At 69.1% G+C, this 26,607-nt stretch carries 29 protein-coding genes; 15 read left to right on the top strand and 14 right to left on the bottom strand.

The window, feature by feature from the left end; genetic code table 11:
* Positions 1-18 precede the first annotated feature (18 nt).
* The 5 genes from OHA03_RS29325 to OHA03_RS29305 form a co-directional block, all read right to left on the bottom strand.
* Positions 19-1,317: an aldolase/citrate lyase family protein gene (locus tag OHA03_RS29325; protein ID WP_267006735.1), complete on the bottom strand. Its 1,299-nt coding sequence runs from the start codon at positions 1,315-1,317 to the stop codon at positions 19-21.
* A gap of 176 nt (positions 1,318-1,493) precedes the next feature.
* Positions 1,494-2,456: an electron transfer flavoprotein subunit alpha/FixB family protein gene (locus OHA03_RS29320; protein WP_267006734.1), complete on the bottom strand. Its 963-nt coding sequence runs from the start codon at positions 2,454-2,456 to the stop codon at positions 1,494-1,496.
* 57 nt (positions 2,457-2,513) lie between these two features.
* On the bottom strand, positions 2,514-3,299 hold the full coding sequence (locus OHA03_RS29315; RefSeq protein ID WP_267006733.1) for an electron transfer flavoprotein subunit beta/FixA family protein: 786 nt from the start codon (positions 3,297-3,299) through the stop codon (positions 2,514-2,516).
* A 200-nt stretch (positions 3,300-3,499) separates the two neighbouring features.
* Positions 3,500-4,006, bottom strand: a complete 507-nt coding sequence (locus OHA03_RS29310; RefSeq protein WP_267006732.1) for a flavin reductase family protein — start codon at positions 4,004-4,006, stop codon at positions 3,500-3,502.
* 196 nt (positions 4,007-4,202) lie between these two features.
* Positions 4,203-4,529: a thioredoxin family protein gene (locus OHA03_RS29305; RefSeq protein WP_267006731.1), complete on the bottom strand. Its 327-nt coding sequence runs from the start codon at positions 4,527-4,529 to the stop codon at positions 4,203-4,205.
* 218 nt (positions 4,530-4,747) lie between these two features.
* On the opposite strand from OHA03_RS29305, the gene OHA03_RS29300 reads away from it, so the two are divergent.
* Positions 4,748-5,470, top strand: coding sequence for a 1-acyl-sn-glycerol-3-phosphate acyltransferase (locus OHA03_RS29300; RefSeq protein ID WP_267006730.1), 723 nt, complete (start codon positions 4,748-4,750; stop codon positions 5,468-5,470).
* Positions 5,471-5,500: 30 nt separating this feature from the next.
* Here the strand turns inward: OHA03_RS29300 and OHA03_RS29295 are convergent, their stop codons facing one another.
* From OHA03_RS29295 to OHA03_RS29275, 5 genes are all read right to left on the bottom strand, one after another.
* Positions 5,501-6,193: a B3/4 domain-containing protein gene (locus tag OHA03_RS29295; protein ID WP_267006729.1), complete on the bottom strand. Its 693-nt coding sequence runs from the start codon at positions 6,191-6,193 to the stop codon at positions 5,501-5,503.
* Positions 6,194-6,216: 23 nt separating this feature from the next.
* Positions 6,217-6,816 (bottom strand): transglutaminase family protein, encoded by a 600-nt coding sequence (locus OHA03_RS29290; protein WP_267006728.1) that lies wholly within the window; start codon positions 6,814-6,816, stop codon positions 6,217-6,219.
* A gap of 78 nt (positions 6,817-6,894) precedes the next feature.
* Entirely contained in the window at positions 6,895-7,956 is a 1,062-nt protein-coding gene (locus tag OHA03_RS29285) for a low specificity L-threonine aldolase (RefSeq protein WP_267008201.1), read from the bottom strand.
* The gene (locus OHA03_RS29280) at positions 7,953-8,714 is read right to left on the bottom strand and encodes an SDR family NAD(P)-dependent oxidoreductase (RefSeq protein WP_267008200.1); all 762 of its coding nucleotides are present in this window, start codon (positions 8,712-8,714) and stop codon (positions 7,953-7,955) included. Before OHA03_RS29280 ends, OHA03_RS29285 begins: the two co-directional genes overlap by 4 nt.
* Before the next feature lie 26 nt (positions 8,715-8,740).
* Entirely contained in the window at positions 8,741-10,141 is a 1,401-nt protein-coding gene (locus OHA03_RS29275; RefSeq protein ID WP_267006727.1) for a DUF6421 family protein, read from the bottom strand.
* Positions 10,142-10,487: 346 nt separating this feature from the next.
* Here OHA03_RS29275 and OHA03_RS29270 point away from each other — a divergent pair, with 346 nt between their 5' ends.
* Positions 10,488-10,613: a hypothetical protein gene (locus OHA03_RS29270; protein WP_267006726.1), complete on the top strand. Its 126-nt coding sequence runs from the start codon at positions 10,488-10,490 to the stop codon at positions 10,611-10,613.
* 98 nt (positions 10,614-10,711) lie between these two features.
* Entirely contained in the window at positions 10,712-11,395 is a 684-nt protein-coding gene (locus OHA03_RS29265) for a glycerophosphodiester phosphodiesterase family protein (protein ID WP_267006725.1), read from the top strand.
* Between the two features lie 64 nt (positions 11,396-11,459).
* Here OHA03_RS29265 and OHA03_RS29260 read toward each other — a convergent pair whose 3' ends face one another.
* Positions 11,460-12,017 carry a GNAT family N-acetyltransferase gene (locus OHA03_RS29260; RefSeq protein ID WP_267006724.1) on the bottom strand — a complete coding sequence of 186 codons (558 nt, stop codon included), beginning with the start codon at positions 12,015-12,017 and terminating at the stop codon, positions 11,460-11,462.
* A gap of 75 nt (positions 12,018-12,092) precedes the next feature.
* On the opposite strand from OHA03_RS29260, the gene OHA03_RS29255 reads away from it, so the two are divergent.
* The 7 genes from OHA03_RS29255 to OHA03_RS29225 all read left to right on the top strand — a co-directional run bounded on the left by OHA03_RS29255 (position 12,093) and on the right by OHA03_RS29225 (position 16,252).
* A complete protein-coding gene (locus OHA03_RS29255; protein WP_267006723.1) occupies positions 12,093-12,479 on the top strand; it encodes a VOC family protein in 387 nt (128 codons plus the stop codon).
* Between the two features lie 144 nt (positions 12,480-12,623).
* A complete protein-coding gene (locus tag OHA03_RS29250; protein WP_267006722.1) occupies positions 12,624-13,220 on the top strand; it encodes a DUF5134 domain-containing protein in 597 nt (198 codons plus the stop codon).
* A gap of 86 nt (positions 13,221-13,306) precedes the next feature.
* On the top strand, positions 13,307-14,242 hold the full coding sequence (locus tag OHA03_RS29245) for a M56 family metallopeptidase (protein WP_267006721.1): 936 nt from the start codon (positions 13,307-13,309) through the stop codon (positions 14,240-14,242).
* A gap of 33 nt (positions 14,243-14,275) precedes the next feature.
* A complete protein-coding gene (locus tag OHA03_RS29240) occupies positions 14,276-14,995 on the top strand; it encodes a phosphatase PAP2 family protein (RefSeq protein WP_267006720.1) in 720 nt (239 codons plus the stop codon).
* A gap of 19 nt (positions 14,996-15,014) precedes the next feature.
* Positions 15,015-15,707 carry an HAD family hydrolase gene (locus OHA03_RS29235; RefSeq protein ID WP_267006719.1) on the top strand — a complete coding sequence of 231 codons (693 nt, stop codon included), beginning with the start codon at positions 15,015-15,017 and terminating at the stop codon, positions 15,705-15,707.
* A 79-nt stretch (positions 15,708-15,786) separates the two neighbouring features.
* The gene (locus OHA03_RS29230) at positions 15,787-15,966 is read left to right on the top strand and encodes a hypothetical protein (protein ID WP_267006718.1); all 180 of its coding nucleotides are present in this window, start codon (positions 15,787-15,789) and stop codon (positions 15,964-15,966) included.
* 61 nt (positions 15,967-16,027) lie between these two features.
* Positions 16,028-16,252 (top strand): hypothetical protein, encoded by a 225-nt coding sequence (locus tag OHA03_RS29225; protein WP_267006717.1) that lies wholly within the window; start codon positions 16,028-16,030, stop codon positions 16,250-16,252.
* A 250-nt stretch (positions 16,253-16,502) separates the two neighbouring features.
* Here OHA03_RS29225 and OHA03_RS29220 read toward each other — a convergent pair whose 3' ends face one another.
* A complete protein-coding gene (locus tag OHA03_RS29220) occupies positions 16,503-17,993 on the bottom strand; it encodes an LVIVD repeat-containing protein (RefSeq protein ID WP_267006716.1) in 1,491 nt (496 codons plus the stop codon).
* Between the two features lie 158 nt (positions 17,994-18,151).
* Here OHA03_RS29220 and OHA03_RS29215 point away from each other — a divergent pair, with 158 nt between their 5' ends.
* Positions 18,152-18,838, top strand: a complete 687-nt coding sequence (locus OHA03_RS29215) for a DUF305 domain-containing protein (RefSeq protein ID WP_267006715.1) — start codon at positions 18,152-18,154, stop codon at positions 18,836-18,838.
* A gap of 78 nt (positions 18,839-18,916) precedes the next feature.
* A complete protein-coding gene (locus OHA03_RS29210; RefSeq protein ID WP_267006714.1) occupies positions 18,917-20,299 on the top strand; it encodes an FAD-dependent oxidoreductase in 1,383 nt (460 codons plus the stop codon).
* A 33-nt stretch (positions 20,300-20,332) separates the two neighbouring features.
* Here the strand turns inward: OHA03_RS29210 and OHA03_RS29205 are convergent, their stop codons facing one another.
* Both OHA03_RS29205 and OHA03_RS29200 read right to left on the bottom strand, forming a co-directional pair.
* Complete coding sequence (locus tag OHA03_RS29205; RefSeq protein ID WP_267008199.1) at positions 20,333-20,632, bottom strand: helix-turn-helix transcriptional regulator; 300 nt, start codon at positions 20,630-20,632, stop codon at positions 20,333-20,335.
* Positions 20,633-20,914: 282 nt separating this feature from the next.
* Entirely contained in the window at positions 20,915-21,331 is a 417-nt protein-coding gene (locus tag OHA03_RS29200; protein ID WP_267006713.1) for a thioesterase family protein, read from the bottom strand.
* 302 nt (positions 21,332-21,633) lie between these two features.
* Here OHA03_RS29200 and OHA03_RS29195 point away from each other — a divergent pair, with 302 nt between their 5' ends.
* The 3 genes from OHA03_RS29195 (at position 21,634) to OHA03_RS29185 (ending at position 26,512) form a co-directional block, all read left to right on the top strand.
* Positions 21,634-23,394, top strand: a complete 1,761-nt coding sequence (locus tag OHA03_RS29195; RefSeq protein ID WP_267006712.1) for a glycoside hydrolase domain-containing protein — start codon at positions 21,634-21,636, stop codon at positions 23,392-23,394.
* Between the two features lie 37 nt (positions 23,395-23,431).
* Positions 23,432-24,511, top strand: coding sequence for a peptidoglycan-binding protein (locus OHA03_RS29190; RefSeq protein ID WP_267006711.1), 1,080 nt, complete (start codon positions 23,432-23,434; stop codon positions 24,509-24,511).
* A gap of 183 nt (positions 24,512-24,694) precedes the next feature.
* A complete protein-coding gene (locus OHA03_RS29185) occupies positions 24,695-26,512 on the top strand; it encodes a peptide ABC transporter substrate-binding protein (protein WP_267006710.1) in 1,818 nt (605 codons plus the stop codon).
* Positions 26,513-26,607 lie beyond the last annotated feature (95 nt).

The following is a 26,607-nucleotide window of genomic DNA, read 5'->3' as shown; positions in this document are numbered from 1 at the left end:
GGGCCTGAACCACGCTCGCTACGGCGCCGTCACTGTCAGTCCCCCGCGCCGCGGCGAGGCGAAGGCGTCGAGGTCCGCCCGGGTCAGCCCCGTCAGGCGGGCGACCTCGGCGGTGTCCAGGGCGCCGCAGTCGATGCCGCGCAGCAGATAGCCACTGAGGGCCTTTGCGGTGGCGGGCTCGTCCATCACATCGCCGCCGTCCTTGGCCACATATGCGGCGAGGCGGGCCGCGGCCTGTTCCAGGCCCTCGCGGTAGAAGGTGTAGACAGCCGCGTAACGGGTCGGCAGGTGGCCCGGGTGCATGTCCCAGCCCTGGTAGTAGGCGCGGGCCAGGGCGCGGCGGGTGAGGCCGTAGTGGAGTCGCCAGGCCTCGTGGACCTGGTGGGTGGGGCCGACAGGGAGGACGTTGGTCGAGCCGTCGGAGACGCGCACGCCGGTGCCCGCGGCGGCCACCTGCATGACGGCCTTGGCGTGGTCCGCGGCCGGATGATCGCTCGCCTGGTAGGCGGCGCTGACGCCGACACAGGCGCTGTAGTCGAAAGTGCCGTAGTGCAGGCCGGTCGCGCGCCCCCGCGCGGCGTCGATCATGCGGGCCACGGCGGCGGTCCCGTCGGCGGCCAGGATCGACTGGCTGGTCTCGATCTGGATCTCGAAGCCGAGCCGGCCCGACGGCAGACCGTGGGCCTCTTCGAAGGCTTCTAGGAGCCGGACGAAGGCGGTGACCTGTTCGGGGTACGTCACCTTGGGAAGGGTGAGGACCAGGCCGTCGGGGAGGCCGCCCGCCCGCATGAGCCCGGTGAGGAAGATGTCCGTGGTGCGGATGCCCCGGTCGCGTACCGCGGCCTCCATGCACTTCATCCGGATACCCATGTACGGGGCCGCCGTGCCGTTCCGGTACGCCTCCGAGATCAGCCGGGCGGCTCGGGCTGCCGCCTTGTCCTCCTCGGCATCGGGCCGGGGTCCGTAGCCGTCCTCGAAGTCGATGCGCAGGTCCTCGACGGGCTCGCGGCTCAGCTTGGCGCGTACGCGGTCGTGGACGGGCGCGGCGAGCTCCTCCGGGATGCCGAGGACGGCTGCGAACGAGGCCGCGTCGGGGGCATGCTCGTCGAGGGCCTTGAGTGCCTGGTCGCCCCAGGAACGGATGGTGCCGGCGGTGAAGGTGTCGCCGGGGACGTAGACCGTGTGGACGGGCTGGCGGGTTCCGGGGTCTCCTGGGTAGCGGCGGGCGAGCTCGGCGTCCACTGCCGTGAGCGAGGCGCTGATCTCCTCGCTGACCGCACCGGCGAGGCTCGTTGCCACCTTCTCCTGCTGACCCATTTTCGGCACCCTCCACACTCTCACTGTTTCCGCTTCCCGGAATCAGTAATCCGTATAGTGAAGTTATAAGGCTGTCGGACCTGCGTCAATGGTGATCAGAAACGGTCCGGGGCCGCGCGGTGAGAACACACCACGCGGCCCCGGACCGTCGAGAACAGGTACAGCTCCCCGGAGGATCAGCCCTTGCGGGTGTTGACCTCGTCGGTGAGCTGGGGGACGACCTGGAAGAGGTCGCCGACGACGCCGTAGTCGACGAGGTCGAAGATCGGGGCCTCGGAGTCCTTGTTGATCGCGACGATCGTCTTCGAGGTCTGCATGCCCGCCCGGTGCTGGATCGCGCCGGAGATACCGGACGCGATGTACAGCTGCGGGGACACCGACTTGCCGGTCTGGCCGACCTGGTTGGAGTGCGGGTACCAGCCGGCGTCGACCGCGGCACGCGAGGCACCCACCGCCGCGCCGAGCGAGTCGGCGAGCGCCTCGATGATCGCGAAGTTCTCCGCACCGTTGACACCACGGCCACCGGAGACCACGATCGCGGCCTCGGTCAGCTCCGGACGCCCCGTCGACTCACGCGGAGTACGCGACAGCACCTTCGTGCCGGTGGCCTGCGCCGAGAAACCGACCGGCAGGGTCTCGACCGCACCCGCGGCCGGGGCCACCTCGACCGGCGCCGAGTTCGGCTTCACCGTGATGACCGGGATACCCCTGGACACACGGGACTTCGTGGTGAACGACGCCGCGAACGCGGACTGCGTGGCCACCGGACCCTGCTCACCGGCCTCCAGATCCACCGCGTCGGTAATGATCCCGGAACCGATCCGGACCGCGAGACGGGCAGCGATCTCCTTGCCCTCGGCGGAGGACGGAACCAGCACCGCGACCGGGGACACCGCCTCGACCGCGGCCTGCAGCGCATCCACCTTCGGCACGACCAGATAATCGGCGAACTCGGGGGCGTCCGCGGTGAGGACCTTCACCGCACCGTGCTCAGCCAGCACCGACACGGTCTCGGCCGCACCCGCGCCCAGCGCGACAGCGACCGGCTCACCGACCCGACGCGCCAGCGTCAACAGCTCCAGAGTGGGCTTGCGGACGGCACCGTCCACGTGGTCGACATAGACGAGAACTTCAGCCATGGGACTTCAATCTCCTGCAAGTAACGAAGGAACGAGGGACGGACGAAACAGCCGGCTCTAGATGAACTTCTGGCCCGCGAGGAACTCGGCCAGCTGCTTGCCGCCCTCGCCCTCGTCCTTGACGATCGTGCCCGCCGTACGAGCCGGACGCTGCGCCGCGGAGTCCACCGCGGTCCACGCACCCGCCAGACCGACCTCGTCCGCGTCGATCTCCAGACCCTCCAGATCCAGGGACTCGACCGGCTTCTTCTTCGCCGCCATGATCCCCTTGAACGACGGGTAACGCGCCTCACCCGACTGGTCCGTCACCGACACCACCGCCGGCAACGACGCCTGCAACTGCTCCGACGCACTGTCACCGTCACGACGCCCGGTCACCGTGCCACCCTCGACCTTCACCTCCGACAACAACGTCACCTGCGGAACACCCAGACGCTCCGCCAGCACCGCCGGCAGCACACCCATCGTCCCGTCCGTCGACGCCATCCCACACACGACCAGGTCGTAACCCGTCTTCTCGATCGCCTTCGCCAGCACCAGCGACGTACCGATCACATCCGTACCGTGCAGATCGTCGTCCTCGACATGAACCGCCTTGTCCGCACCCATCGACAACGCCTTGCGCAACGCGTCCTTGGCATCCTCCGGACCCACCGTCAACACGGTGATCTCCGCATCATCCGCCTCGTCCGCGATCTGCAGCGCCTGCTCCACCGCATACTCATCCAACTCCGACAACAGACCGTCGACATCCTCACGGTCCAGCGTCAGATCATCGGCGAAATGCCGGTCACCAGTGGCGTCGGGCACGTACTTCACACAGACAACGATCCTCAAGCTCACGCCGGCTCTCCTACTGCATCGTCATTTCTGGGCTGCCTTGATGCACGCAGCATAGGCGCCTGATGGGGCGGATTCCGGTCGGGGCGACCGACGCTCCGAGCGAAATATTACTCGTCAGTACACCCAGTGCGTCACCCATAAGCAAGCGCTTTGACTGTGACCTAGCCGACGCTCGGCGCCCAAGCGCCGCCTGGGATGTCTCAGTCCCGCAGCGCCGTGAAACGGCCCTGATGGTAGAGGAGCGGACGGCCGGCTCCGGCCGGATCACCGACAACGGCCTCCGCGATCACGATCCGGTGGTCGCCCGCCGGGATACGTGCCACCACGCGGCAGACCAGCCACGCCAGCACTCCGTCGAGCACCGGCACTCCTTCCGGCCCATTGCGCCAATAGGTGGACGGGCCGAACCGGTCGGCGCCGCTGCGCGCGAATGTGGCGGCCAGTTCCTGCTGGTGCTCGCCGAGTATGTGTACGCCGACGTGCTCGGCCTCCGCCACGACCGGCCAGCTGGACGACGAGGTCCCCACGCCGAAGGAGATCAGCGGCGGCTCGGCGGCGACGGAGTTCAGGGAGGTGGCGGTGAAGCCGACCGGCCGGTCACCGGCGGCGGTGATCACGGCGACACCGGCGGCGTGCTGCCGGAAGACGGAGCGGAGGAGGTCGGGGGATGCCGTGCGGGCGGTGCCGAGCTCGGGCGAAGCCGTCATGGAGGTGTCCTTCTGCGAGGGAGGCGTGCGGGGCCGTGGGTGCTCAGGCACCCGGACAGCGCGCACTCGCGTTGCGGGCCAGGTCCACGTGGGCCCGGCCGAAGAGAAGGAGTTCCGGCGGCATAGCGTCAGACTGACGATGCGTGGTGGGTGCAGTCAAGTAGGTTCCGCAATGTGGGAGATGCATCACGGTCCGTCACATCGCGTGCCCCAGTGCTGCGACGACATCTACAGTGCGTGGCTGCCCGACCGCCCGCCGGACGATCCGGCCGGTCGCGTCGAGCACCAGAACCGTCGGGGTGCGGCTGATGTCGAGTTCGCGTACGAGAGTGAGATGCGCCTCGGCGTCGATCTCGACGTGGGCGACGCCGTCGACCATGCGCGCCACCTCGTCGAGGGTCCGGCGGGTGGCCCGGCAGGGCTGGCAGAAGGCGCTGGAGAACTGCACAAGGGTGGCCCGGTCCCCCAATTCCGCGCCGAGTTGGGCGGCATCCAGCCTTCTCGCATGTGTCTGCCCGTCCACCTTCGGCCTCCTGCCAGAGCTCTTCGCAAAGGGTCAGCACCACGGGACGCAGAGGCATTCCCGGTAGTTCCACGTGACGAGAATCTCGCGCCCCGTGGCCGCGGAGACTGGCCAGCGCGACGCACATGGGGCACGATCGGCGCAATGCCGAAAACCTACGGCTGCGTAACTTCCGCCGGGAGAACCCTCCTCAGGCGCAGAAGAAGGGTCTTCTCCAGATGGCAGAACTCGTCTATCGGCCGGTCATCGGCGCCGCTCGCACCATGTTCAAGGCGCTGGACCTGAAGATCGACACTCAGGGTTCGGAGCACATCCCGAAGACCGGCGGTGCCGTACTGGTCAGCAACCACATCAGCTATCTCGACTTCATCTTCTCCGGGCTGACCGCTCTGCCGCAGAAGCGGCTGGTCCGCTTCATGGCGAAGGAATCGGTTTTCCGGCACAAGGTCTCCGGTCCGCTGATGCGCGGCATGAAGCACATTCCGGTCGACCGGAAGCAGGGCGAGGATGCGTATGCACACGCCCTCGCCTCGCTCCGGTCCGGCGAGATCATCGGTGTCTTCCCCGAGGCGACCATCTCCCAGTCGTTCACCCTGAAGAGCTTCAAGTCGGGCGCCGCACGACTGGCCCAGGAGGCCGGCGTACCGCTGATCCCGATGGCGCTGTGGGGGACCCAGCGGATCTGGACCAAGGGCCGGCCGCGCAACTTCAAGCGCAGCCACATCCCGGTGACGATCCGGGTCGGTGAGCCGGTCGAAGCCCCCACCGACCAGTACGCGGGTGCGATCACCCGGCGGCTCCGCGAGCGGGTGCAGGAGCTTCTCGAAGCTGCCCAGCGCGCGTACCCGGTACGGCCGAAGGACGCGGGCGACACCTGGTGGGTGCCCACGCATCTCGGCGGTACGGCTCCGACGGCCGCCGAGGTGCGCGAGACGAGCTGACCCGACCGGGTCACGGCCACGGCTGAAACGTCACTCCGGGGTGCGGACGGTGATCCGCGCTCCGGGGCTGAGCTTCTCCAGTGACTCGGCGAGTTCGGTGCCCGCGGCTTCGAGCTCGCCGATCGTCATGGGGGCGAGGCTCTCCAGCAGGAACAACGCGTTGACGGACTCCTCGGTGAGCCGGGTGCGTACGCCCTGCCGCCAGTTCCACCGCCGGCAGGTGACGCCCTCGTCGTCGCACCAGACGACTTCGCCGGGCTCGGGGTGCTCCACGGTCTCCTCGCCACCCGCGACGGTGCGGAACGGCTCCTGGCCGGTGGAGCGCACCAGCCGCATGGCGCCCTTGATGCGGTCGGTGTCCTCGCCGCCGACCGGGATCAGATGGGCGACGCTGATCGCGTTGTAGAGGTCGACCAGCAGGTTGATCCGCGGCAGACCGGCGCCCGTGAGGGCCCGCCTGGCGAGAGCCTCGGCCGAGTTGCGGGTACGGGACGGCTTGGCGCCGAAGGCGGTGTAGGTGTCCCGCCAGGCGGCGACATGAGGGTCCTCGTGCGGCGCCCTGCCGTCGAGCCGCGCGACGAGCCGTCGGGTGGCATCGTCGAGCAGGGCCGAACTGTCTTCGTTGCTCTCCCCGTTGACCAGGCCGCGCGCCTCGACGGCGAGGTAGGTGAAGCCGGGGGCGAGCGTGCGTACGTCGTCGGAAACGGTGAGCGTCGGAGTCATCGGCTGCCTTGCCTCGGGACGGTTCAGAGCGCGGTCGGGAGAGTGCGCCACAGCTGCGTACGGTCCTCGGCGCACTGCATTGCGCGCAGAACCGCAGGGTGGGGTACTGCATAGAGTACTGGATAGTCCACTCCATTGGACCCCGGTCCGGTCGCCCAGGCCAACCGCTCCTCGTCGAGCGAGAACTGGGCGTCGATACCGGGCTTGTTGCCGCGCGGGTCCTGGCGGTCCCACCGGTCCCGTCCCGGCAGGCGCACGGCGATCAGGCCGTGCAGGACCCCCGGATCCCCGTTGTCGTCGGTGAAACCCTGGTAGCAGAGTGCGGCCGGGATGCCCGCCGCACGCAGCAGGGCGGCCAGTGCGTGGGACTTGGAGTGACAGATGCCGTTGCGGGTGGCCAGGACGTCGGAGGCCCGCCAGGTGACCCGCAGATCACCCGAGTCGACGGAGTGTTCAATGGTGTCGCGTACGCACTCATAGGCCGCAACCGCGTATGAGTATGCGTCGACAGTCTCAGAGCGGAGGCGGTCGACAGTCTCCCTCACAAGCGGATGCTCGTGATCGATGGCCTCGTCAGCAGCGAGATAGGCAGAAATCTCAGGGACTTGCTGTGTCAGCTCCATGCGCGCAGAGCATACGGAAGCGGTCGACCGGAAGGCAATGACTTTCCGATCGACCGCATATCCATACGATAATTCGCGCTACTTGGCCATCTCTTCCTTCAGCGCGAGAACGAACGCGTCGACATCGTCCTCCGTGGTGTCGAACGCGCACATCCAGCGCACATCACCGGCGGTTTCGTCCCAGAAGTAGAAGCGGAAGCGCTTCTGGAGTCGCTCGCTCACCTCGTGGGGCAGCCGTGCGAAGACGGCGTTGGCCTGCACCGGGTGGAGGATCTCCACGCCGTCGACCGCGCGGACGCCCTCGGCGAGCCGCTGGGCCATGGCGTTGGCGTGCCGGGCGTTGCGGAGCCACAGGTCGCGGGCGAGCAGCGCCTCCAGCTGCACCGACACGAAGCGCATCTTCGAGGCGAGCTGCATGGACAGCTTGCGCAGGTGCTTCATGGCCCGTACGGCGTCCGGGTTGAGGACGACGACGGCCTCGCCGAACAGCGCCCCGTTCTTAGTGCCGCCGAAGGAGAGGACATCGACCCCGACCGCGTTGGTGAATGTGCGCATCGGTACGTCCAGCGACGCCGCGGCGTTGGCTATCCGCGCCCCGTCGAGGTGGACCTTCATGCCCCGCTCGTGGGAGTGCTCGCAGATGGCGCGGATCTCGTCGGGCGTGTAGACCGTGCCGAGTTCGGTGTTCTGCGTGATGGACACGACCTGGGGCATCGCCCGGTGCTCGTCGTCCCAGCCGTACGCCTGCCGGTCGATGAGCTCAGGGGTGAGCTTGCCGTCCGGCGTCGGGACGGTCAGCAGCTTCAGGCCGCCGACACGCTCCGGGGCACCGCCCTCGTCCACGTTGATGTGCGCGGACTCAGCGCAGATCACCGCGCCCCAGCGGTCGGTCATCGCCTGGAGGGAGACGACATTCGCGCCCGTTCCGTTGAAGACCGGGAACGCCTCCGCAGTAGGGCCGAAGTGGCTGTGCATGACCCGCTGGAGGTGCTCGGTGTAGTCGTCCTCGCCGTAGGCGATCTGATGGCCGCCGTTGGCCAGGGCGATGGCCGCGAGAACTTCCGGGTGGGCGCCCGCGTAGTTGTCACTGGCGAAACCGCGCACCTGCGGATCGTGGTGACGTCGCGCGTCGGTCCTTATGGTTGCGGGGTCAGCCACAGACGCTTTCCGTTCACTTCCGGGGCGGGCCGCTCCCAGACGCCGGCGATGGCATCGGCCAGCTCCTTGACGTCGGTGAAGCCCGCGAACTTCGCATTCGGGCGCTCGGCGCGCATCGCGTCGTGCACCAGTGCCTTGACGATCAGGATCGCAGCCGCCGTCTTCGGCCCTTCGTCGCCCCCCGCCTTACGGAAGGCATCGGCGAGCGCGAGGGTCCAGGCCTCGGCGGCGGCCTTCGACGCGGCGTAGGCGGCGTTGCCCGCGGTGGGCTGGCTCGCCCCGGCCGCGCTGATCAGCAGGAAACGGCCGCGGTCGCTGCGCAGCAGGCCATCGTGGAAGGCCAGCGAGGTGTGCTGCACGGTACGGATCAGCAGCTTCTCCAGCAGATCCCAGTCGGCGAGGTCGGTCTCGGCGAAGGTGGCGCTGCCGCGCCAGCCGCCGACGAGGTGGACCACGCCGTCGATCCGGCCGAATTCCTTCTCGGTCTTGGCCGCCCATTCGCGGGTGGCGGCGAGGTCGAGCAGATCGACCGTGTCGCCGGTGACGGTGGCGCCGCCGTGGGCGTATCGCGCGGCGTCGACGGCCTCCGCCAGCCGGGTGGGGTCCGCGTCCGAGGCGACGACGATCGCGCCGGCCTCCGCGAGCCTGAGCAGCGTCGCACGGCCCGCCGGTCCTGCGGCTCCTGCGACCGCGATGACAGCGCCTTCGAGCATGCCGTTGCCCGTGCCGTTTGCGTTCATGGCCATCGCCTCCTCGGTACGGGCGCTCACGCGGCTGCCTGCTCGGCGTCGGCCGCCGCGGTGATCCCCTTGGTGGAGGCGATCACGTGCTTCAGCTTCTTGGCGAGCGCCTCATAGAACATGCTCAGGGGAAACTCGTCCGGAAGCACGTCGTCCACGAGCTTGCGCGGCGGCTGCGTCAGGTCCAGGGCGTCCGGACCCTTGGCCCAGCGGGAGCCGGGGTGCGGGGCGAGGTAGGTCGAGACCAGGTCGTACGCGGCGAACCAGTGGACCAGCTTCGGGCGGTCGATGCCGTCGCGGTAGAGCTTCTCGATCTCGCCGCAGAGCTGGTTGGTGACCTGCGGGGCGCGGTCCCAGTCGATCTTCAGGGTGTTGTCGGTCCAGCGGACCACGTCGTGCTTGTGGAGGTACGCGAAGAGCAGCTGGCCGCCGAGACCGTCGTAGTTGCGGACGCGCTCGCCGGTGACCGGGAAGCGGAACATCCGGTCGAACAGCACGGCGTACTGCACATCGCGACCCTGCGGGAAGCCGTCGGCCTCCAGCTTCACGGCCTCCTTGAAGGCGGTGAGGTCACAGCGCAGCTCCTCCAGGCCGTACATCCAGAACGGCTGGCGCTGCTTGATCATGAACGGGTCGAACGGCAGGTCGCCGTGGCTGTGGGTGCGGTCGTGGACCATGTCCCAGAGCACGAAAGCCTGCTCGCAGCGCTGCTGGTCGCCGACCATGTCGCGGATGTCCGCGGGCAGCTCGACCCCGAGCAGTTCGACGGAGGCCTCGGTGACACGGCGGAAGCGAGCGGCCTCGCGGTCACAGAAGATGCCGCCCCAGCTGAAGCGCTCGGGCGCCTCGCGCACGGCGATCGTCTCCGGGAAGAGCACCGCGGAGTTGGTGTCGTAGCCGGAGGTGAAGTCCTCGAAGGTGATGCCGCAGAACAGCGGGTTGTCATAACGGGTGGCCTCGAGCTCGGCGAGCCACTCCGGCCAGACCATCCGCAGCACGACCGCTTCGAGGTTGCGGTCCGGGTTGCCGTTCTGCGTGTACATCGCGAAGACGACCAGGTGCTGCAGGCCGTCGGCGCGGTCCTTGGCGGGCTGGAAGGCGAGCAGCGAGTCCAGGAAGTCCGGCACGCCGAAGCCGTCGTCCGCCCAGCGACGCAGGTCCATGACAAGGGCGCGGTGGTACGCGGCGTCGTGCGGGAGCAGCGGGGCAAGCTCCTCGATCGCGGCGGTCACCCGGTCCAGCGTCGCCCGGACGGTTGCCGGGGAAGGCGCGCCGTCGGCGTCGAAGTCGATCGAGCCGTCCTTCGACTGCCAGGGGCGGATCTCCTCCACGGCATTCTTGAGCGCAGGCCAGGCCGGCTGCTCAACCACCCGTCGGGCAGCAGTTATCGCGCCGGGGGCGGCATCGTGCACAAGAATTTCCGTCATCACACTTCCTCCACGGGAGAACCTCGCGTTAAGCAACCGTATCCGTGTGCGGTTCCTCGAGACAAGTGGGCCCCAGAAAATTATCCTGCCGGCCCCCCATGGTCACCGCTATTTTTCCTGTCATACCCCGCCCCTGCGACCGCTTCCGTCGGCCGGGCGGGAGGTACGGCGACCTCGACTCGTACACCCGTTCGTTCAGGCCGCGCACGGCGCGCCCACGCACGAGTGACACGGCTCGCGGCGCACCTGCCGCCGGCGGTAGGACGGACGGCATCCACCCCACAGCCCCCCCGCCTGCCGTCCCGCCCTCTCTGTCGCAGCACCCAGCCAACGGGAGATTTTCCGCGTGAGCATCCGTGCCGTCCTGGTCGCAGCCGTCATCACGGGTTTCCTGCTCGGCGCCGCCGAGATCCAGGGTCACGGCGCCGCTCCCCCGCGCGGGACCGCTCACCTCTTCGCGCCGGGTCGCTAGGCTGCCGAGTGCCGAATTGCCGCAAGGCTGTAGTGCCGTACTGCCGCGTGGGTAGGAGCAGCACGCGGGGAGCCGCCGTCGACGGAAGCGAGATTGCCTTGACTTTTCTCACCATCGGTCATCGCGGGGTGATGGGTGTCGAGCCGGAGAACACTCTGCGGTCGTTCGTCCACGCCGAACGGGCCGGAATGGACGCCATCGAGCTGGACCTTCATCTGAGCAAGGACGGCGCGCTCGCCGTCATGCACGACGCCGACGTGGACCGTACGACCGACGGCACGGGCCTGATCGCCGAGAAGACCCTCGCCGAGCTGCGTGAACTCGATGCCGGGCAGGGCGAGCGGGTGCCCGTCTTCGAGGAGGTACTCGACGCCGTGCGCTCCCCCGTGCAGGCGGAGATCAAGGATGTGGCGGCCGCCCGGGCGCTGGCCGATGTGATGCGGCGGCGCGATCTCGTCGACCGGGTCGAGGTGTTGTCGTTCCACGACGAGGCGATCGCCGAGATCGCCCAACTCGTGCCGGGGGTGCGGACCGCGCTCGTCGCCAGCCGGTGGAAGAGCGACGTGGTGGACCGGGCCAAAGCGGTGGGCGCGGCGACGCTCGTACTGAACATCCGCCGCCTCACCCTGGAGGTCGTCGAGCAGGCGCACGCCGAAGGTCTGAAGGTCATCGGCTGGGTGGTGAACACCCAGGATCATCTGCGCCTGGCTCGCGGCCTGGGGCTGGACGGCGCGACCACCGACTTCCCGGAGATCCGCCGCGCCGGCCGCTTCACCGCGTAGTCGCAGTGCGCGGTACCGCTGCTTGCCCTTGTGTGCTGCGTACGACCAGTCGTACCGGGTACTGCTAGTCGTCCTGCAGATCCTTGATCAGCAGTTCGAAGGCGAGATCGTCGCGCTGCGGAATGCCGAAGCGTTCGTCGCCGTACGGGAACGGGGTCAGCTTTCCCGTACGGCGATAGCCGCGGCGTTCGTACCAGGCGATCAGCTCCTCGCGCACCGAGATCACGGTCATGTGCATCTCGGTCGCGCCCCAGCTCTCCCTTACGGTGCGCTCGGCCTCGGCGATGATGACCTTGCCGAGCCCGCCGCCCTGCAGCTCGGGACGGACCGCGAACATCCCGAAGTAGGCTGCCTCACCGCGGTGTTCGAGCTGGCAGCAGGCGATCGGCTCCCCGTCCCGTTCCACCACGAGCAGCCGGCTGCCGGGAGCCTCGACGACCTGACGGACCCCGTCGGGGTCGGTCCGCTGCCCGTCCAGGATGTCCGCCTCGGTGGTCCACCCTGCCCGGCTGGAGTCCCCTCGGTACGCCGACTCGATCAGCGTCACGAGTGCGGGCACATCGGCGTCGGTCGCGTCGCGGAAGGTCAGCTGTCCCGAGTCACGGGGCGGGGCGGTGTCCATGGTGAGGCTCTCCGTTTCTCTGCTGGGCCGTGCCGCAGCAGCGTAACCCGGAGCTCTGTGCCTAGGGTCTGGCCCATGGTGCATGTGCTGAGCAGCAGGGTCCTGTTGAGCCCGACGGATCCCGAGCGGTCACGGGTGTTCTACGGAGAGTCCCTCGGGCTCCCGTTGTACCGGGAGTTCGGCACCGGTCCCGAGCGGGGCACGGTCTACTTTCTCGGCGGTGGCTTCCTGGAGGTCTCCGGGCGCTCCGCAGCGCCGCCCTCGCCCGCGCTGCGGCTGTGGCTCCAGGTCGCGGATGTCCAGGTGGCGTACGAGGAGCTGTCAGCCCGCGGCGTCGACGTGGAGCGGCCACCGGTGCGCGAGCCGTGGGGGCTCGTGGAGATGTGGATCTCCGATCCGGACGGGGTCCGGATCGCGGTCGTCGAGGTGCCGGCGGACCACCCGTTGCGCTCCCGGCCCTGATCCCTCGACGGCGCGGAAGTGGTGTTTCCTTCCGGCCAGTTCCTGCAACGCGCTCCCCTCGTACATCAGTGCGCCGCGTACGACCTGCCCGGTCGGGGCATCGACTAGTCGACACCGACGTCGTACGTCCTGGGGAGGTGCACTGTGCACGGACCGACGATGTCCAGTTGGCTGCTGATGGCGTTGTGCGGGGTGACGGGCGCGTACTGCCTGCTGCGGATGCGTAACGGGACGCAGGAGGAGCGCAGAACGGCGCGTGCGGAGGCCCTGATGGGCTTCGGCATGGCGGCCATGGCGGTGCCCGCCGCGGTGATCACGCCGCCCGTGTGGGGATGGGCGGTGTACGTGGTGCTGTTCGGCGGGGCCGCGTTGCGCGCCCTGTGGTTCGCTCGGCACAAAGGGCACCATCTGCACCATCTGGTCGGCTCGCTGGCGATGGTCTACATGGCGGTGGTGATGGCGGCGCCCGGCAGCGGCGCGGCGGCGCACGGGGGTCACACCGGGCACGGCGGGCATCAGATGGCACAGGTCGCCGGGGGGTTGCCGCTGCTGACCGGGGTGCTGCTGGTCTACTACGCGGCCTATGTGCTGCGGTCCGGGGCACGGCTGATACCGATCGCCGCCACGGCGGGCGCGGGCGGCGGGCCGACCGGGGGCGCCTGGGGCGCACGGCCCGAGCTTGCGCTGGCCTGCAGGCTGACGATGGGGATCGCCATGTTCGCGATGCTGCTCACGTTGTGAGACAGGAGGCACGGCAATGCGTGGCGTACGTCACTTGCCGAGCGCAGCCATACCCGTGGGTAGTGCGCCGCTCATAGGCTGACGCCATGTTGGTCTCCCTCGCGCTGCTGCTGCTCGGTGCACTGGCCGCCGTCGTGACCCCGCGGCTGATGGCGCGGGCCGAATGGCCGGAGCGGGAGCCCGTCGTGGCGCTGTGGGTGTGGCAGTGCGTGGTGGCGGGGGTGCTGCTGTCCTTCGGGCTCTCCATGACGTTCAGCGCGGCCGCCGCCTGGCAGGCGGTACGCGGGCAGGTGTTCGCGCCCGCACCCCATGCCGTGGTGGAGGCATACGCGCTGGCCGCGTACGGGCCGTGGTCCGCCGTCATCGCCGTGCTGCTGGCGCTCGGCGGCGTCTGGACCGGTGCGATGCTGACCCGGGAGATCCGCCAGGCACGGCTGCGGCGCAGGCAGCGCCGGGCCGAACTGCTGGTCCGTTCCCCGTTGATGCCCGGCGAGGAGGCCGGCAGCGGCCGGCTCGTGGTGCTGGAGGGCGAACGCCCGGATGCCTGGTGGCTGCCGGGGAATGCGCCCCAACTGGTCATCACCACCGCGGCACTTGGCCGGCTGAAAGGCCGCCAGCTGGATGCGGTGCTGGCTCATGAGCAGGGGCACGCCCAGGCACGGCATGACTGGCTGCTGCACTGTTCGGCGGCGCTGGCGACGGGGTTCCCGCAGGTCCCGGTGTTCGCCGCGTTCCGCGACGAGATGCACCGGCTCGTCGAACTGGCCGCCGACGACGTGGCGTCGCGGCGCTTCGGACGGCTGACGATCGCTCTGGCCCTGGTCGAACTGAACGAGGACCGGGGCGTGTTCGGCCCCTGCCCGACGCCGGACGCGCAACTGCCGCTGCGGGTGAACCGGCTGCTGTCCCCGGTGGAGCGGCTCACCGCCGGACGCCGGCTGCGGCTGACCGCGGCAGCCGCCCTGGTTCCGGTGGTGCCGCTGCTGGTGGCCTTCGTGCCGGGACTCAGCGCGCTGGGATAGCCGGTGCGGCGGTCCGTCCGCGAAGATCGCCCCATGCGCTCCCCCTCACCATCCCCTTCCCCGCCGGACCGCACGCCCGCCACCGTGCCGGCCCTCGGGACGGGCATCGTCTGCGGATCCCTCGCCCTGGTGCTGTTGATCCTGGTCACCGCGGGCTGGTCCCCGTTGATGTCGCTGGACCGTACGGTCGCCGACGCGCTGCACCGGCGGGCGGTGACCGAGCCCGGACTCGTCCACGCCAACCGGATCCTGACGGACTGGGTGTGGGATCCCTGGACGATGCGTGCCCTGATCGCCGTCGCCGTGGTGGGGCTGTGGTTGCGCGGCGCCCGGATGCTCGCGGGATGGGTGGCGGCGACGAGCCTGTTCGCCACCCTGCTGCAGCAGGGGCTGAAGTCCGCCGTGGGCCGGGAGCGGCCGCGATGGCCGGACCCGGTGGACTCCGCCCATTACGCGGCATTCCCTTCCGGACACGCGATGACGGCCGTGGTGAGCTGCGGCCTGCTGCTGTGGCTGCTGCGCCGGCACGGCGCAGGGCGGCGGGTGTGGTGGGCGGCGCTCACGGTGGCGTGGGTCTCCGGGATCGGGGTGGGGCTCACCCGGCTCTATCTGGGGGTTCACTGGCTGACCGATGTGCTCGGCGGCTGGCTGCTCGGGGCGGCGGTGGTCGCATTCTCGATCGCCGGGTTCGCACGGTACGAGGGGCGTGGGCCGGGCGGCGCAGGCGGGGCGGCCTTGCCGCATCGTCCCTGAAACGGCAAGGATCGGACCCATGGTGTTCAAGGGTGCGCTCTTCGACTTCTCCGGGACCCTCTTCCGTGTCGAATCGGTCCGGTCCTGGCTGGGCGCGGTCCTCGCCGAGCGGGAGGCGACCGTGACCGATGAGGACTTCGACCGGTACGTGGAGGGGCTGACGACTGCCGGGGCACTGCCGGGCGGCCCGGACCCGGAACGCATTCCCGACCGGCTGGCCGAGGTGTGGGCCACCCGTGACGAGAGCGCGGAACGGCACCGGGCGGCGTACACCGGGCTGGCCCGCCAGGTCGGCCTGCCGGATCCGGGGCTGTACGACGCGCTGTACGACCGGCACAAGTCACCGGCGGCGTGGCGCCCGTACCCGGATGCGGCCGAGGTGCTGGGGGCGCTGCGCACGAGCGGGGCCCGGGTCGGCGTGGTCAGCAACATCGGCTGGGACCTTCGACCGGTCTTCCGCGCCCACGGTCTGGACGCCCTCGTCGACGCCTATGTGCTGTCGTACGAGCACGGCATCCAGAAGCCGGACCCACAACTTTTTCACATTGCCTGCACGCTTGTCGGACAGGATCCCACGGATGTGGTGATGGTCGGCGACAACCGACACGCGGACGGTGGAGCGGCGGTGCTGGGGTGCGAGGTGCGCTTCGTGGACCATCTGCCTGTGGAGGAACGGCCGTACGGGCTAAGGGCGCTCGGGTTGGTTCCATGATCCGGACCAGGAGACATGTGAGAGATGTCCCTGACGCCCAATGGGTCGGATTGTCACATCGGGGCCTTAGCCTGTAGCCATGTCCCGTTCTCCGCACTCCGCCAATTCCATGCGTTCCGCCGCAGTGGTGAATGAAGAGATTCGTGACCTGTGGCAGCGCTCCGGCGGATGCCTCTCACCGGACGACGAGGAGGAGTACCAGCGACTGCTGGTGGAGTGGGCCGCGGTGACGGGCGGGAGTGCGAGGTCCGCCGCGTGAGGACCCGACCGGCTGGGCCATTCGCTGTGCAGCCGCCTTCGGCGCGTCGCACCCTGTAGGCATGACTTCTCCCCCGATCGTGATTTTCCGCCCGTCCCCCTCCGGCGGGCGCCGCGTCACCGTTCAGCGTGACGGGCGGTTCCAGATCCTGGGGCTGGCCCACTCCGATCACGATGTGATCGTCTTTCTGGAGGGCGCGGGGCTCGACGATCCCGAGCACATCCTCGACAGTCCCGAATGGGTCGAGTGGCGGGGCGGGCGGGCCCACCGGTACGAAGCCGCGTAGGGAACGGCCGATTCCGGCGATCCCCTGCGTCGCCGGAATCAGGCAGCCACCCCGGTCGACCGGATCCGTCGGGGGCCGCGCTGATGACGGACGGCATGAGCCGGTCAACGCAGAGGTACAGCATGCGCGCGCGCCGGACGTGGGTCAACGAGGCGTCGCACCGCGGTTGCCGGCCGAGTGCCGCCGGGCGAGGATCCGCCCGGCGGCACTCGGTATGAGCGTACGGTTCGGCGATGTCTGAGCGGCCGGATCAGTGGTCGAAGTAGTCCGGCTGCGTCTGCACATTGAGCTCCGGCATCCGTACCCGCTTCGCGGGGTCGGTCCGCCGGTCGTCGAGCTTCAGGACGTCGAAGCCCTTGGCGATGTCGTTGGAGTAGATGTAGCCGTTGTAGTAGTACGCCGACCAGGGGCCGGCCGTCGTGACGGCGTCCAGACTGACGGGACCGCGCTCGAAGTACGCGATCTCCTTCGGCGCCGAGGAGTCGGTGAAGTCCCATACCGAGACTCCGCCCTGGTACCAGGCCTGGACCATCAGGTCGCGGCCCTTGACCGGGATGATCGAACCGTTGTGGGCGACGCAGACCTCGGTGGCGGCCTGCGGGCGGTCGATCTTGAAATAGCTGCGGAAGACCAGCTTGCGGTGGTCTCCCCTGCCGACGATGTCGTAGATGCCGTCGGCGCCGCGCTTCGGCCCGATCTCCTCGTTGCAGGTGGCGGCGCCACCGCCGCCGAGCTCATCGGTGAAGACGACCTTGTCCGCCTTCTGGTTGAACGTCGCCGAGTGCCAGAACGCGAAGTTCACATTGTCCTGGACCCGGTCGATGATCTTCGGGTTCTCCGGGTCCTTGATGGAGAACAGCAGGCCGTCACCCATGCAGGCACCGGCGGCCAGGTCCTTCGACGGCAGCACCGTGATGTCGTGACAGCCGGTCGTCTTGGAGACTCCCGGGTTGGTGGGCGCGCCCGGGTTGCCGCCGTCCGGGAAGAGCACCGGGAAGTTCACGATCGCGGCCTTCTCGGGCGCCTTGCGCTCCACCTTGATGACGGAGATCCCGTCGTGCGGCGGCTGGCAGTCGGGGAACGTCTCGTTGGGCGAGTACGAGGACACGTACACGTACACGCTGCTGCGCTCCGGAACCAGCGTGTGGGTGTGCGAGCCGCACGCGGTCTCGACGGCGGCGACGTACTTCGGGTTGCGCTTGTCACTGATGTCGAAGATCTTCATGCCCTCCCAGGAGGACTTCTCCGTGGCGGGCTGGGTGGTGCTGGCGCACGAGTTGTCGCTGCGCGAGGAGTCGGTGGACAGGAACAGCAGGTTCCCGGAGACCGAGACGTCGTTCTGCGATCCGGGGCAGAGCACCTGGGCGACGGTCTTCGGGGACCTCGGGTTGCTGATGTCGAAGATCCGGAAGCCGTCGTAGTTCCCGGCGAAGGCGTACTTCCCCTGGAACGCCAGGTCCGTGTTGAGGCCCTTGAGCGCGTCCTTCGGGATGTTCGCCAGCGGGGTGATGTTGTCGCTGTGGACGATCTCGTCCACGCCCGGTATCTCGCCGTCCTCGATGGCGGCCGCGGCAACGGCCTCCTGGCTCGCGGAGAGACCGGTACCGATGGCCGGGTGATCACCGGGGTCGGGTGTCGCCACCGCTGGTCCGGCCGTCAGCAGAGTGGCGAAGAGCCCGGCGGCGGCTGCCGCCACACCCAGACGTCTGCGCCGCACTCGGGTGGTGTGCAACGAAGTCACTGCGTCCTCCCCTGTACCAATACGTGGTTGAACGGTTGACTGACCCCGGCAGTATCGTCCCTCCCATGGGTATCCCAACAGATGGCAACAGGAACGTAATGAAAGTTTCCGACACTTGAGATCGCGCAACTGTGCCGAACGATTTACAAACATCCCATATGCCAATGGAGGCAGCCTTGTTGATACGCCATCAGGTTGTGCAGGTGCGCAGATCCCTGGTCGTCGCCGCCGTCGCGGCCGCCGCGCTCTCCCTCGGCGCGTGCGATGCGGGCGGCGGAGACCATGACGCGAACGCGCGGGCGGGCGGGGGCCCTTCGGTCGTTGCACCTGGCAAACCCGGGGAGCCCGCACAGACGCTGTCCGCCGAGGAAGCGGCGAAGGCCGCCGTGGACGACACTCCCAACTCGGCCGACTTCCGCTACGTACAACTGATGATCCAGCACCACGCCCAGGCATTGGAATTGACGGCCCTGGTGCCGTCCCGCTCCTCGTCCATCCCGGTCAAGCGGCTCGCCGAGCGCATCTCCGCGGCCCAGAAGCCGGAGATCGGTGCCATGGAAGGATGGCTCAAACACAATGGCGGCGAGAAGCACACGGGCGGCCACGACCACGCCGGGATGCCCGGCATGGCGACGCAGGCGCAGCTGAAGCAGTTGCGCGCGGCCGAGGGCAAGGCCTTCGACGAACTCTTCCTGAAGCTGATGATCACCCACCACCAGGGAGCGATCACGATGGCGACCGAGGCCCTTTCGGAGGGGAACAACGTTCAGGTCGAGGAGATGGCGGACGACGTCGTCGCCCAGCAGACGGTCGAGATCGACCGGATGCGCGCGCTGTCCTCCTGACGCGCCGTGCGGCCGCGCCTCTCCCCTGCCCCGCCGACCGGTGCAATGCTGGAGGCACACTCCGGGAAGAGGTGCACCGTGCTTCGTGTCGCCGTCGTCGGCTCCGGACCCAGCGGGGTCTACACCGCGCAGTGTCTGGTCCAGCAGTCCCGGGTGCCCGATGTCCGGGTGGACGTACTGGACAGGCTGCCCTGCCCGTACGGCCTCGTGCGTTACGGCGTCGCCCCCGACCACGAGAAGATCAAGTCGCTGCAGAACAATCTACGAACCGTCCTGGAGCACGAGCGGATCACCTTTCTCGGCAACGTGCAGGTGGGTGGGGACGGGTTGCCACCCGATCGGCTGAGCGAGCTCTACCATGCGGTGGTCTACTGCGTCGGTGCGGCGACCGACCGCGGTCTCGGCGTTCCCGGCGAGGATCTGCCCGGCAGTCACTCGGCGACCGAGTTCGTCTCGTGGTACAGCGCGCACCCCGATTCGGCTGCCGACAACTTTGCTCTGCAGGCCCGTTCGGTCGTGGTGATCGGGGTCGGCAATGTGGCGGTCGACGTGGCGCGGATCCTCGCGCGCAGCGCCGAGGAGCTGCGGCCCACCGATGTCCCGCACCCGGCGCTCGGTGCGCTGGCCGGCAGCCGGGTGCGCGAGGTGCACATGGCGGGCAGGCGCGGACCGTCCCAGGCCAGGTTCACCACCAAGGAGCTGCGTGAGCTGGGCGGGCTGCCGGGGGCGCGGGTCGTGGTGGACAGGGCGGAGCTGGCCCGCGATCCGGCGTACGTCTCCGCCGGGGCGCCGTCGGATTCACCGGTGCAGCTGCCGGCGGTGGCGCGGCGCAATATCGAGGTACTGCGCGGGTGGGCGGAAGCCGATGCCCCTGCTGCCGGGCCGGCCCCGGTGCGCACGATCCACCTGCGGTTCTTTCTGCGCCCGGTCGAGCTCCTCGAACGAAACGGGCGGGTCGCCGGGGTGCGGTTCGCGCGTACCGCACCGGACGGCGGCGGCGGAATAAAGGACACCGGTGCGTACGAGGAGATCGACGCCCAGCTCGTTCTGCGGGCCGTCGGCTACCGCGGGCTGCCGCTGCCCGGTCTGCCGTTCGATCCGGCCCGCGGCACCGTGCCCCATCTGGCGGGGCGGGTGCTGCGCGACGGGGTGCCGTCGCCCGGCGAGTACGTCGCGGGGTGGATCAAGCGGGGGCCGACCGGAGTGATCGGCTCGAACCGGTCGTGTGCAAAGGAGACGGTCGCGTCGCTGCTGGACGACGCACCACTGCTCGCAGGACGGCCGGCGGCCCCCGATCCGGTGGCCGCGCTGCGGGCGTGGGGACTGCAGCCGGTGGAGTGGGGCGGCTGGCAGTCGATCGAGCGGGCGGAAGCGGCGCTGGGGCGGTCGCTCGGCCGTGGGCCGGTGAAGATCCCGGACTGGGCGGGACTGCTGGAGGCGGCACACAGCGACCGGCGCTGAATCGAGGACCGCGGACGGATCCGCGGTGCGCTGTCAGCCTTCGCCGAGCCGGTCCGCCTGCCGGGTCGCGGCGGCGAGAACGCTGTCGAGCAGGCCGGGGAAGAGTACTTCCAGGTCGTCGCGGCGCAGCCCGTTCATCTTGGCGGTGCCCCGGTAGGTCTGACTGATGATGCCGCTCTCACGCAGCACCCGGAAGTGGTGCGTGGATGTGGACTTGGACACCGGCAGTTCGATACGGGAGCAGGTGAGCTCGCCCTCGGCTGCGGCCAGCTCGCGGACCACCCGCAACCGCATCGGGTCGGAGAGCGCGTGGAGCACCGCCTCGATGCGCATCTCCTCACGTGCCGGGTGGGCCAGCACGCGGGCACCGGCGCCCGGGGCGGCGGTGCCACTCGCGGCAGTGGCGCTGGTCGCGGTCACGTCGGCTCCTGTCGTCGCTTCGTCCGGACGCTCCATGGTACGAGACCCATCGTACTTTGCTCCGCATCGCACCACGGGCATGGGGCGGACCGGACGGATCCCACCCCGTGAACGAGAGCGGGAGCCGCGCCGACGCCACGCACGAGGCGGCGGCCGTCATGCGCACCGCCTCCCGCACGGCCCGGCCACCTGCGATCAGCCGCTGAGCAGGTCCGGGTTTCCGGCGAGCGAGGCGAGATGGCCGGCCGGATCGGCGATGAGCCTGCGGGCGGTCAGGTCGAGCATGCCCGCCACGCCCGTGATCTCCGCCGCGACCGTGCCGTCCTCCTTGATGATCTTCTGCACCACCTGGAAGGTCTTTCCGCTGCCGTAGACGAACTGACAGGTCACCCGCACCCGTTCACCGCCCCGCAGCTCCCGCAGGAACTTCACCGTCACTTCGAGCGCGACCGGACCCACGCCGCCGGCCAGCAGCTTCTCCTGCGGCAGGCCGGCGGCTCGCAGCAGCTCCCACCGGGCGTGCTCCGCGTACTGCAGATAGACCGCCTGGTTCAGATGTCCCTGCGTATCGAGCTCGTAGCCGCGCACCGTCACGTCAACAAAGAAGGTCATGGACATCACAACATCGCTGCGCAGGCCGTCATTCCCCGTGCCGGGACTCCCGAAACCGGCGTACTCGCAACCGCGCTGATGAGTTCTCACATCGAACTGCCGGACCGGCCAGTTCTGTTGGCGCGACACGGCTCAGCAGCTTGGTAAGAAATTTTCGGCAATAGGTAGTGCAACGCAACTCAATGACGCGCTACCTTTCGCCTGCCTTGCTCACGGCGGCGCCGCACGACGATGCGAGCCGGCCCCGTGATCCGGGTGAAAGGCGCATGTCCTGTCCATCCCAGAGGCCGACCTGGAGTGCCATGAGACTGCCCAGACCACCACGAGCGCATCTGCGCGCCGCAACCACCGTGCTCACCGCGCTGGCCGCGCTGAGCACCGCCGCCCTGGCCACCGCCGCAGCACCGGCCGGCGCCGCCGACGGCGCCAAGGATGTCTCCTACCGGGGCTATCACGTACGTGTGCCCAGCAGTTGGCCGGTCATCGACCTGGCCGAGCACCCCGATACCTGTGTGCGCTTCGATCGCCACGCGGTCTACCTCGGCCACGTCACCGATGCCGGTCAGGCCACCTGCCCGGCCGGGCTGGTCGGCGGCACCGAAGCGCTGGTGATCGAACCGCTGGACGCGACCGGCCGGAAGTCGGTGGACGGCTCCACCCGCATCGCACCCAAGGGCGCCGCCAGGGCCTCGGCACCGCGGACCGGCGGTGCGCCGTCCGGGCGGATACGCCAGGCGGTACCGGCAGCCGGAGTGCTGGTCACCGCCTCGGTGGGTGCGGACGCTGCCGCCGCGCAGACCATCCTGGACAGCGCGGACCTGGACGCCGGCGCCGAGGCGGTGACCCTGTCCGCAGCTCCGGCGGGCCGGGCCGAGGCCATGTCCGCGTCCGCCGTCGCTGCACAGCCCGGCACGTACGCCGGTCTCGGCTTCGACCCGTGCGCCGCACCGTCCAACGCGCAGATGTCCGCCTGGTCCGCCTCGCCGTTCCGGGCCATCGGGGTGTACATCAGCGGCATCAGCGCCGCCTGCGACCAGCCCAACCTGACCGCGCCGTGGATCCAGACGCAGACCTCGGCGGGCTGGCACATCATCCCCATCCATGTGGGACTGCAGGCGCCGTGCAACACCTTCAGCCACAAGGTGTCGTCCACCCTTGCCACCGCCGCGAGCCAGGGGCACAGCGAGGCACAGGAAGCCGTCGCCGCCGCTGCCGCACTCGGGCTGCCGCAGGGCAGTGTGCTCTACGACGACATGGAGGCGTACGACCAGACCAACACGGCATGCAGTAACGCGGTGATGACCTTCCTCAGCGCCTGGACCGAGGAACTGCACAGCAGCGGCTACCTCTCCGGCGTCTACACCTCCGCGACCTCCATGGCCGACCTGGCCGGCGAGTACACCACCGGCACCTACACGATGCCGGACCACATCTGGTTCGCCCGCTGGAACGGCAAGGCCGACAACGACGCCACGCCCTACGTTCCCGACGAGTACTGGGCCGACCACCAGCGCATCCACCAGCTCAGCGGGGACACCGACGAGACCTGGGGCGGCGTGACGATCAACATCGACCGCGACTACCTGGACGTCGGCGTGGGGCCGTTCGCCGGTTCCTGCACCGCGAGCCTCGACTTCTCGGCGTACGGATCGATTTCCGCGGGTTCCTCCGGCGGCCTGGTCAGCGCCGCCCAGTGCCTGCTGATGCGCCAGGGGTACTTCACCGGCACCGTGGACGGGGCCTTCGGCTCGGGTACCACGAGCGCCGTCCAGTCCTTCCAGAGCGCCAAGTCGCTGCCGGTCACCGGCACCGTCGACTCCCACACCTGGACCGCCCTGCTGTCCGCGGGCACCAGGCCGACCCTCCAGTCCGGCTCCACCGGCACCGACGTCAAGCGTCTGCAGCGCGCGCTGATCGCGGCCCGCGGTCAGACGCTCACCATCGACGGCGACTTCGGCCCGGCGACCACCACCGCGGTCAAGGCGTACCAGACCGCCCAGGGCCTGACCTCGGACGGGATCGTCGGCAATCTGACCTGGTCCGCCCTGCAAGCCGGCAAGTAACCCCCGATCCATGGCGATTCAGACTCCTGGGAGAACCATGCCTGCATACGGAAAACTCCGCCGGGCCGGCCGCGGATTCGCGGTCGCGGCGGCAGCGGGACTGCTCGCACTGAGCACCGCGATGCCCGCGGCGGCCGCGACTATTCCCGCACGGACAAATCTGCTCTCCTCCGACTGCCCGAGCACCGTCAAGCAGGGCCAGCTGAGCGGCTGCGTGACCGAGCTTCAGACACTGCTCAACTTCGGCGGTGCCTCGCTGACGGTGGACGGCGACTTCGGCCCGGCGACGACTGCGGCCGTCCAGTCCTACCAGACCTCCAAGGGCCTCACCTCGGACGGTCTGGTCGGCCCGGCCACCAAGTCCGCGCTGTACTACGAGGACCCCACGGTCGCCATCGACCTGCGCAGCCTGCGCTGCCCGGTGGACCTGGAGCCCAACGAGAACGACGGCTGCGTCACCGAGCTGCAGATCAAGCTCAACGCCCATGGCGCCTCGCTGACCGTGGACCATGTCCTCGGCTCCGGCACCACCAACGCGGTACGCACCTACCAGTCCTCGGTGGGGCTGGCGGCCACCGGTGTGGTGGACCCCGCCACCAAGGCGAAGCTGTACGGCGACCCGGCGCCTCAGCAGCCGGCCGACCTCGGCTCGGGCCGCTACGCGGCGGTCGTCAATTTCGGCGAGCAGGCCACCGGCCAGAACATCCAGTACGTCTGGGGCGGCGGCCACGAGACGGACTTCGGCCCGTCGATCGGCATCTGCGACGGCTACGGCGGCTCGATCACACCGTGCCCGGCCGACAAGGAGGTGGGCCTGGACTGCTCGGGATTCGCCCGCTGGCTGTATTGGCGGGCGGGCGCCGGCGACATCGGCCAGACCACCAAGGACCAGGTGGTCAACCCGCGCTTCACCAAGGTCACCGCTGCCACCGCGATCCCCGGTGACCTGGTCTTCTTCGGCGGCTCGGCGTCGACCGTGCACCACGTCGGGGTCTACACCGGCACCGTGAACGGGGTGGCGATGATGGTCAACGCCCCGCAGACGGCCTCGTACGTGCGCGACGACACCATCGCTTCGCACAGCGACCTGCTCGGTTACTACCACCTCGCCGGCTGACGCTCAGCTCGACTCAGCTCAGGCGGCCGGCTCCGCGCGACGGGGCCGGCCGCCGCTTTCGCCAGTAGATCTCTGTAAATTCTTGCCGTCGCTATGGACTTTGGCGCAGGTTACTTACGAGGATGCATTCCAGCCAATGCGCCTCCGCTGCATTCCCGTCCCCGCCCAAGGGAGTTGCCCCCTGTGAACGTGCGCATACCGCGCAGAGCCGCCGCCGCTCTCGCCACTCTCGCCCTGCCGATCCTCGCGCTTCCCGCGACCGCCGCCCAAGCCGACGGCGCCGGTACCACCCTCCGCGTGACGATGGACACGTCCGGAGTGGACACCCTCAATCCGTTCCTCGCGTACTTCGACGGCGCCCTGGACATTTTCGGCCAGGTCTACCCGTCGCTCAACTCGCTCCGCCCGGACGGCAGCGCGGCGCCCTACCTCGCCGACTCCTGGACCACCTCCGCCGACAAGCTCAGCTGGACCTTCAAGATCCACAAGGGTCTGAAATGGTCCGACGGCCGGCCGATCACGGCCGAGGACGCCGCCTGGACGCTGAACCTGATCATGACGAACGAGACCGCCGCCACGGCCAACGGCTCACTGGTCCGAAACTTCGCCAAGGTCGAGGCCACCGACGCGAACACCCTGGTGATCACCACCAAGGCCCCGCAGTCGAACATGCTGTACGTCTCCACCCCCAGCAGCATCCCGATCGTGCCCAAGCACATCTGGGAGAAGCACACCGGCGACCTGAAGAGCTTCAAGAACAACAGCTTCCCGCTGGTCGGTTACGGCCCCTGGAAGCTCGCCACCTACAAGACCGAGCAGTACGCCAAGCTCGACGCCAACAAGGACTTCTTCCTCGGCGCCCCCAAGTACGACCACCTGCTCGAGCAGCAGTACAAGACCACCGACGCCGCGGTGGCCGCGCTGCGCAGCGGGCAGCTCGACTATGTCACCAAGATGAACTCCACCCAGTTCAAGGCCCTGCAGAGCGAGAAGAACGTCAAGGCCTTCCAGACGCCCGGCCACCACTGGAGCGCCATCGAGATCAACGCCGGGGCGAAGACCCGTAACGAGAAGGCGATCGGCACGGCGAACCCCGTGCTCGCCGACCAGGCCGTGCGCACCGCCATCGCCTACGCGACGGACAAGAAGACGCTGGTCAAGAAGGTCCTCAACAACCTGGGCGCGCCTGGTGTGGGTTACCTGCCGCCCGCCTGGAGCCAGTGGGCGTGGACTCCCGAGCCCGGTGAGGCGACGGACTTCGACCCGGCCAAGGCCAACGCGCTGCTCGACGAGGCCGGTTACAAGAAGGGCAAGGACGGCATACGAACGGCGCCGAAGTCCGGCAAGAAACTGAATCTGCGCCTGGGTATCCACTCCGACAGCACCGGCGACGCGCAGATCTCGTCGTACGTCAAGGGCTGGCTCAAGGACATCGGCATCGAGGTCACCATCCAGCCGTTCGGCATGACCAAGCTGAACGACAACCTCGCCAAGGGCGACTGGGACATGCTGATGGACAGCTGGGGCACCGGCCCCGACCCGAGCTACATGCTCGGCATCCAGACCTGCGACACCCGCCCGCAGGACGACGGCACCAGCGGCTCCACCGACGCATTCCACTGCGACAAGGAGTACGACAAGCTCTTCCAGGAGCAGATCAAGGCCTTCGATCCGGCCGAGCGCGCTCGGATCGTCGGTCAGATGCAGGACATCCTGTACCGGCACAACCAGGACATGATCCTGTACTACGACAACGGCCTGTACGCGGCCCGCACGGACACCGTGAAGGGCCTTGTCTCCGGCAAGGCGGACACGGCAGGCGTGATGCCCACCCAGCTGAACTTCTGGAACTACGCCAAGGCCGCCCCGGCCGCCAAGAGCGCCGACTCCTCCATGTCCACCGGAACCGTGGCCGCCGGTGTCGGTGCTGTGGCGGTGCTCGGCGTCGTCGGCGGGCTGGCGGTCCGCCGCCGCAAGGCCGGCGCGGGCGACCGCGAGTAGTCCCCCGGGTCGGCACCGAGGGCGTCACGGCTTCGGTGCTCCGGCCCACGACTGAACCGCTGCGGTTGCCGGGCCTGAAGGGGCCCGGCAACCGC

The organism is Streptomyces sp. NBC_00154 (assembly GCF_026342835.1).
Lineage (GTDB): Bacteria > Actinomycetota > Actinomycetes > Streptomycetales > Streptomycetaceae > Streptomyces.
This window is presented reverse-complemented; position numbering and strand designations above follow the sequence as displayed.

Coding starts and splice junctions, on each gene's coding strand:
- OHA03_RS29325 (WP_267006735.1), bottom strand. CDS start 1,317: ATGGGTCAGCAGGAGAAGGTGGCAACGAGCCTCGCCGGTGCGGTCAGC.
- OHA03_RS29320 (WP_267006734.1), bottom strand. CDS start 2,456: ATGGCTGAAGTTCTCGTCTATGTCGACCACGTGGACGGTGCCGTCCGC.
- OHA03_RS29310 (WP_267006732.1), bottom strand. CDS start 4,006: ATGACGGCTTCGCCCGAGCTCGGCACCGCCCGCACGGCATCCCCCGAC.
- OHA03_RS29300 (WP_267006730.1), top strand. CDS start 4,748: ATGGCAGAACTCGTCTATCGGCCGGTCATCGGCGCCGCTCGCACCATG.
- OHA03_RS29295 (WP_267006729.1), bottom strand. CDS start 6,193: ATGACTCCGACGCTCACCGTTTCCGACGACGTACGCACGCTCGCCCCC.
- OHA03_RS29290 (WP_267006728.1), bottom strand. CDS start 6,816: ATGGAGCTGACACAGCAAGTCCCTGAGATTTCTGCCTATCTCGCTGCT.
- OHA03_RS29280 (WP_267008200.1), bottom strand. CDS start 8,714: ATGAACGCAAACGGCACGGGCAACGGCATGCTCGAAGGCGCTGTCATC.
- OHA03_RS29275 (WP_267006727.1), bottom strand. CDS start 10,141: ATGACGGAAATTCTTGTGCACGATGCCGCCCCCGGCGCGATAACTGCT.
- OHA03_RS29260 (WP_267006724.1), bottom strand. CDS start 12,017: ATGGACACCGCCCCGCCCCGTGACTCGGGACAGCTGACCTTCCGCGAC.
- OHA03_RS29255 (WP_267006723.1), top strand. CDS start 12,093: ATGGTGCATGTGCTGAGCAGCAGGGTCCTGTTGAGCCCGACGGATCCC.
- OHA03_RS29245 (WP_267006721.1), top strand. CDS start 13,307: ATGTTGGTCTCCCTCGCGCTGCTGCTGCTCGGTGCACTGGCCGCCGTC.
- OHA03_RS29240 (WP_267006720.1), top strand. CDS start 14,276: ATGCGCTCCCCCTCACCATCCCCTTCCCCGCCGGACCGCACGCCCGCC.
- OHA03_RS29235 (WP_267006719.1), top strand. CDS start 15,015: ATGGTGTTCAAGGGTGCGCTCTTCGACTTCTCCGGGACCCTCTTCCGT.
- OHA03_RS29230 (WP_267006718.1), top strand. CDS start 15,787: ATGTCCCGTTCTCCGCACTCCGCCAATTCCATGCGTTCCGCCGCAGTG.
- OHA03_RS29225 (WP_267006717.1), top strand. CDS start 16,028: ATGACTTCTCCCCCGATCGTGATTTTCCGCCCGTCCCCCTCCGGCGGG.
- OHA03_RS29215 (WP_267006715.1), top strand. CDS start 18,152: ATGCCAATGGAGGCAGCCTTGTTGATACGCCATCAGGTTGTGCAGGTG.
- OHA03_RS29205 (WP_267008199.1), bottom strand. CDS start 20,632: ATGCGCATCGAGGCGGTGCTCCACGCGCTCTCCGACCCGATGCGGTTG.
- OHA03_RS29200 (WP_267006713.1), bottom strand. CDS start 21,331: ATGACCTTCTTTGTTGACGTGACGGTGCGCGGCTACGAGCTCGATACG.
- OHA03_RS29195 (WP_267006712.1), top strand. CDS start 21,634: ATGAGACTGCCCAGACCACCACGAGCGCATCTGCGCGCCGCAACCACC.
- OHA03_RS29190 (WP_267006711.1), top strand. CDS start 23,432: ATGCCTGCATACGGAAAACTCCGCCGGGCCGGCCGCGGATTCGCGGTC.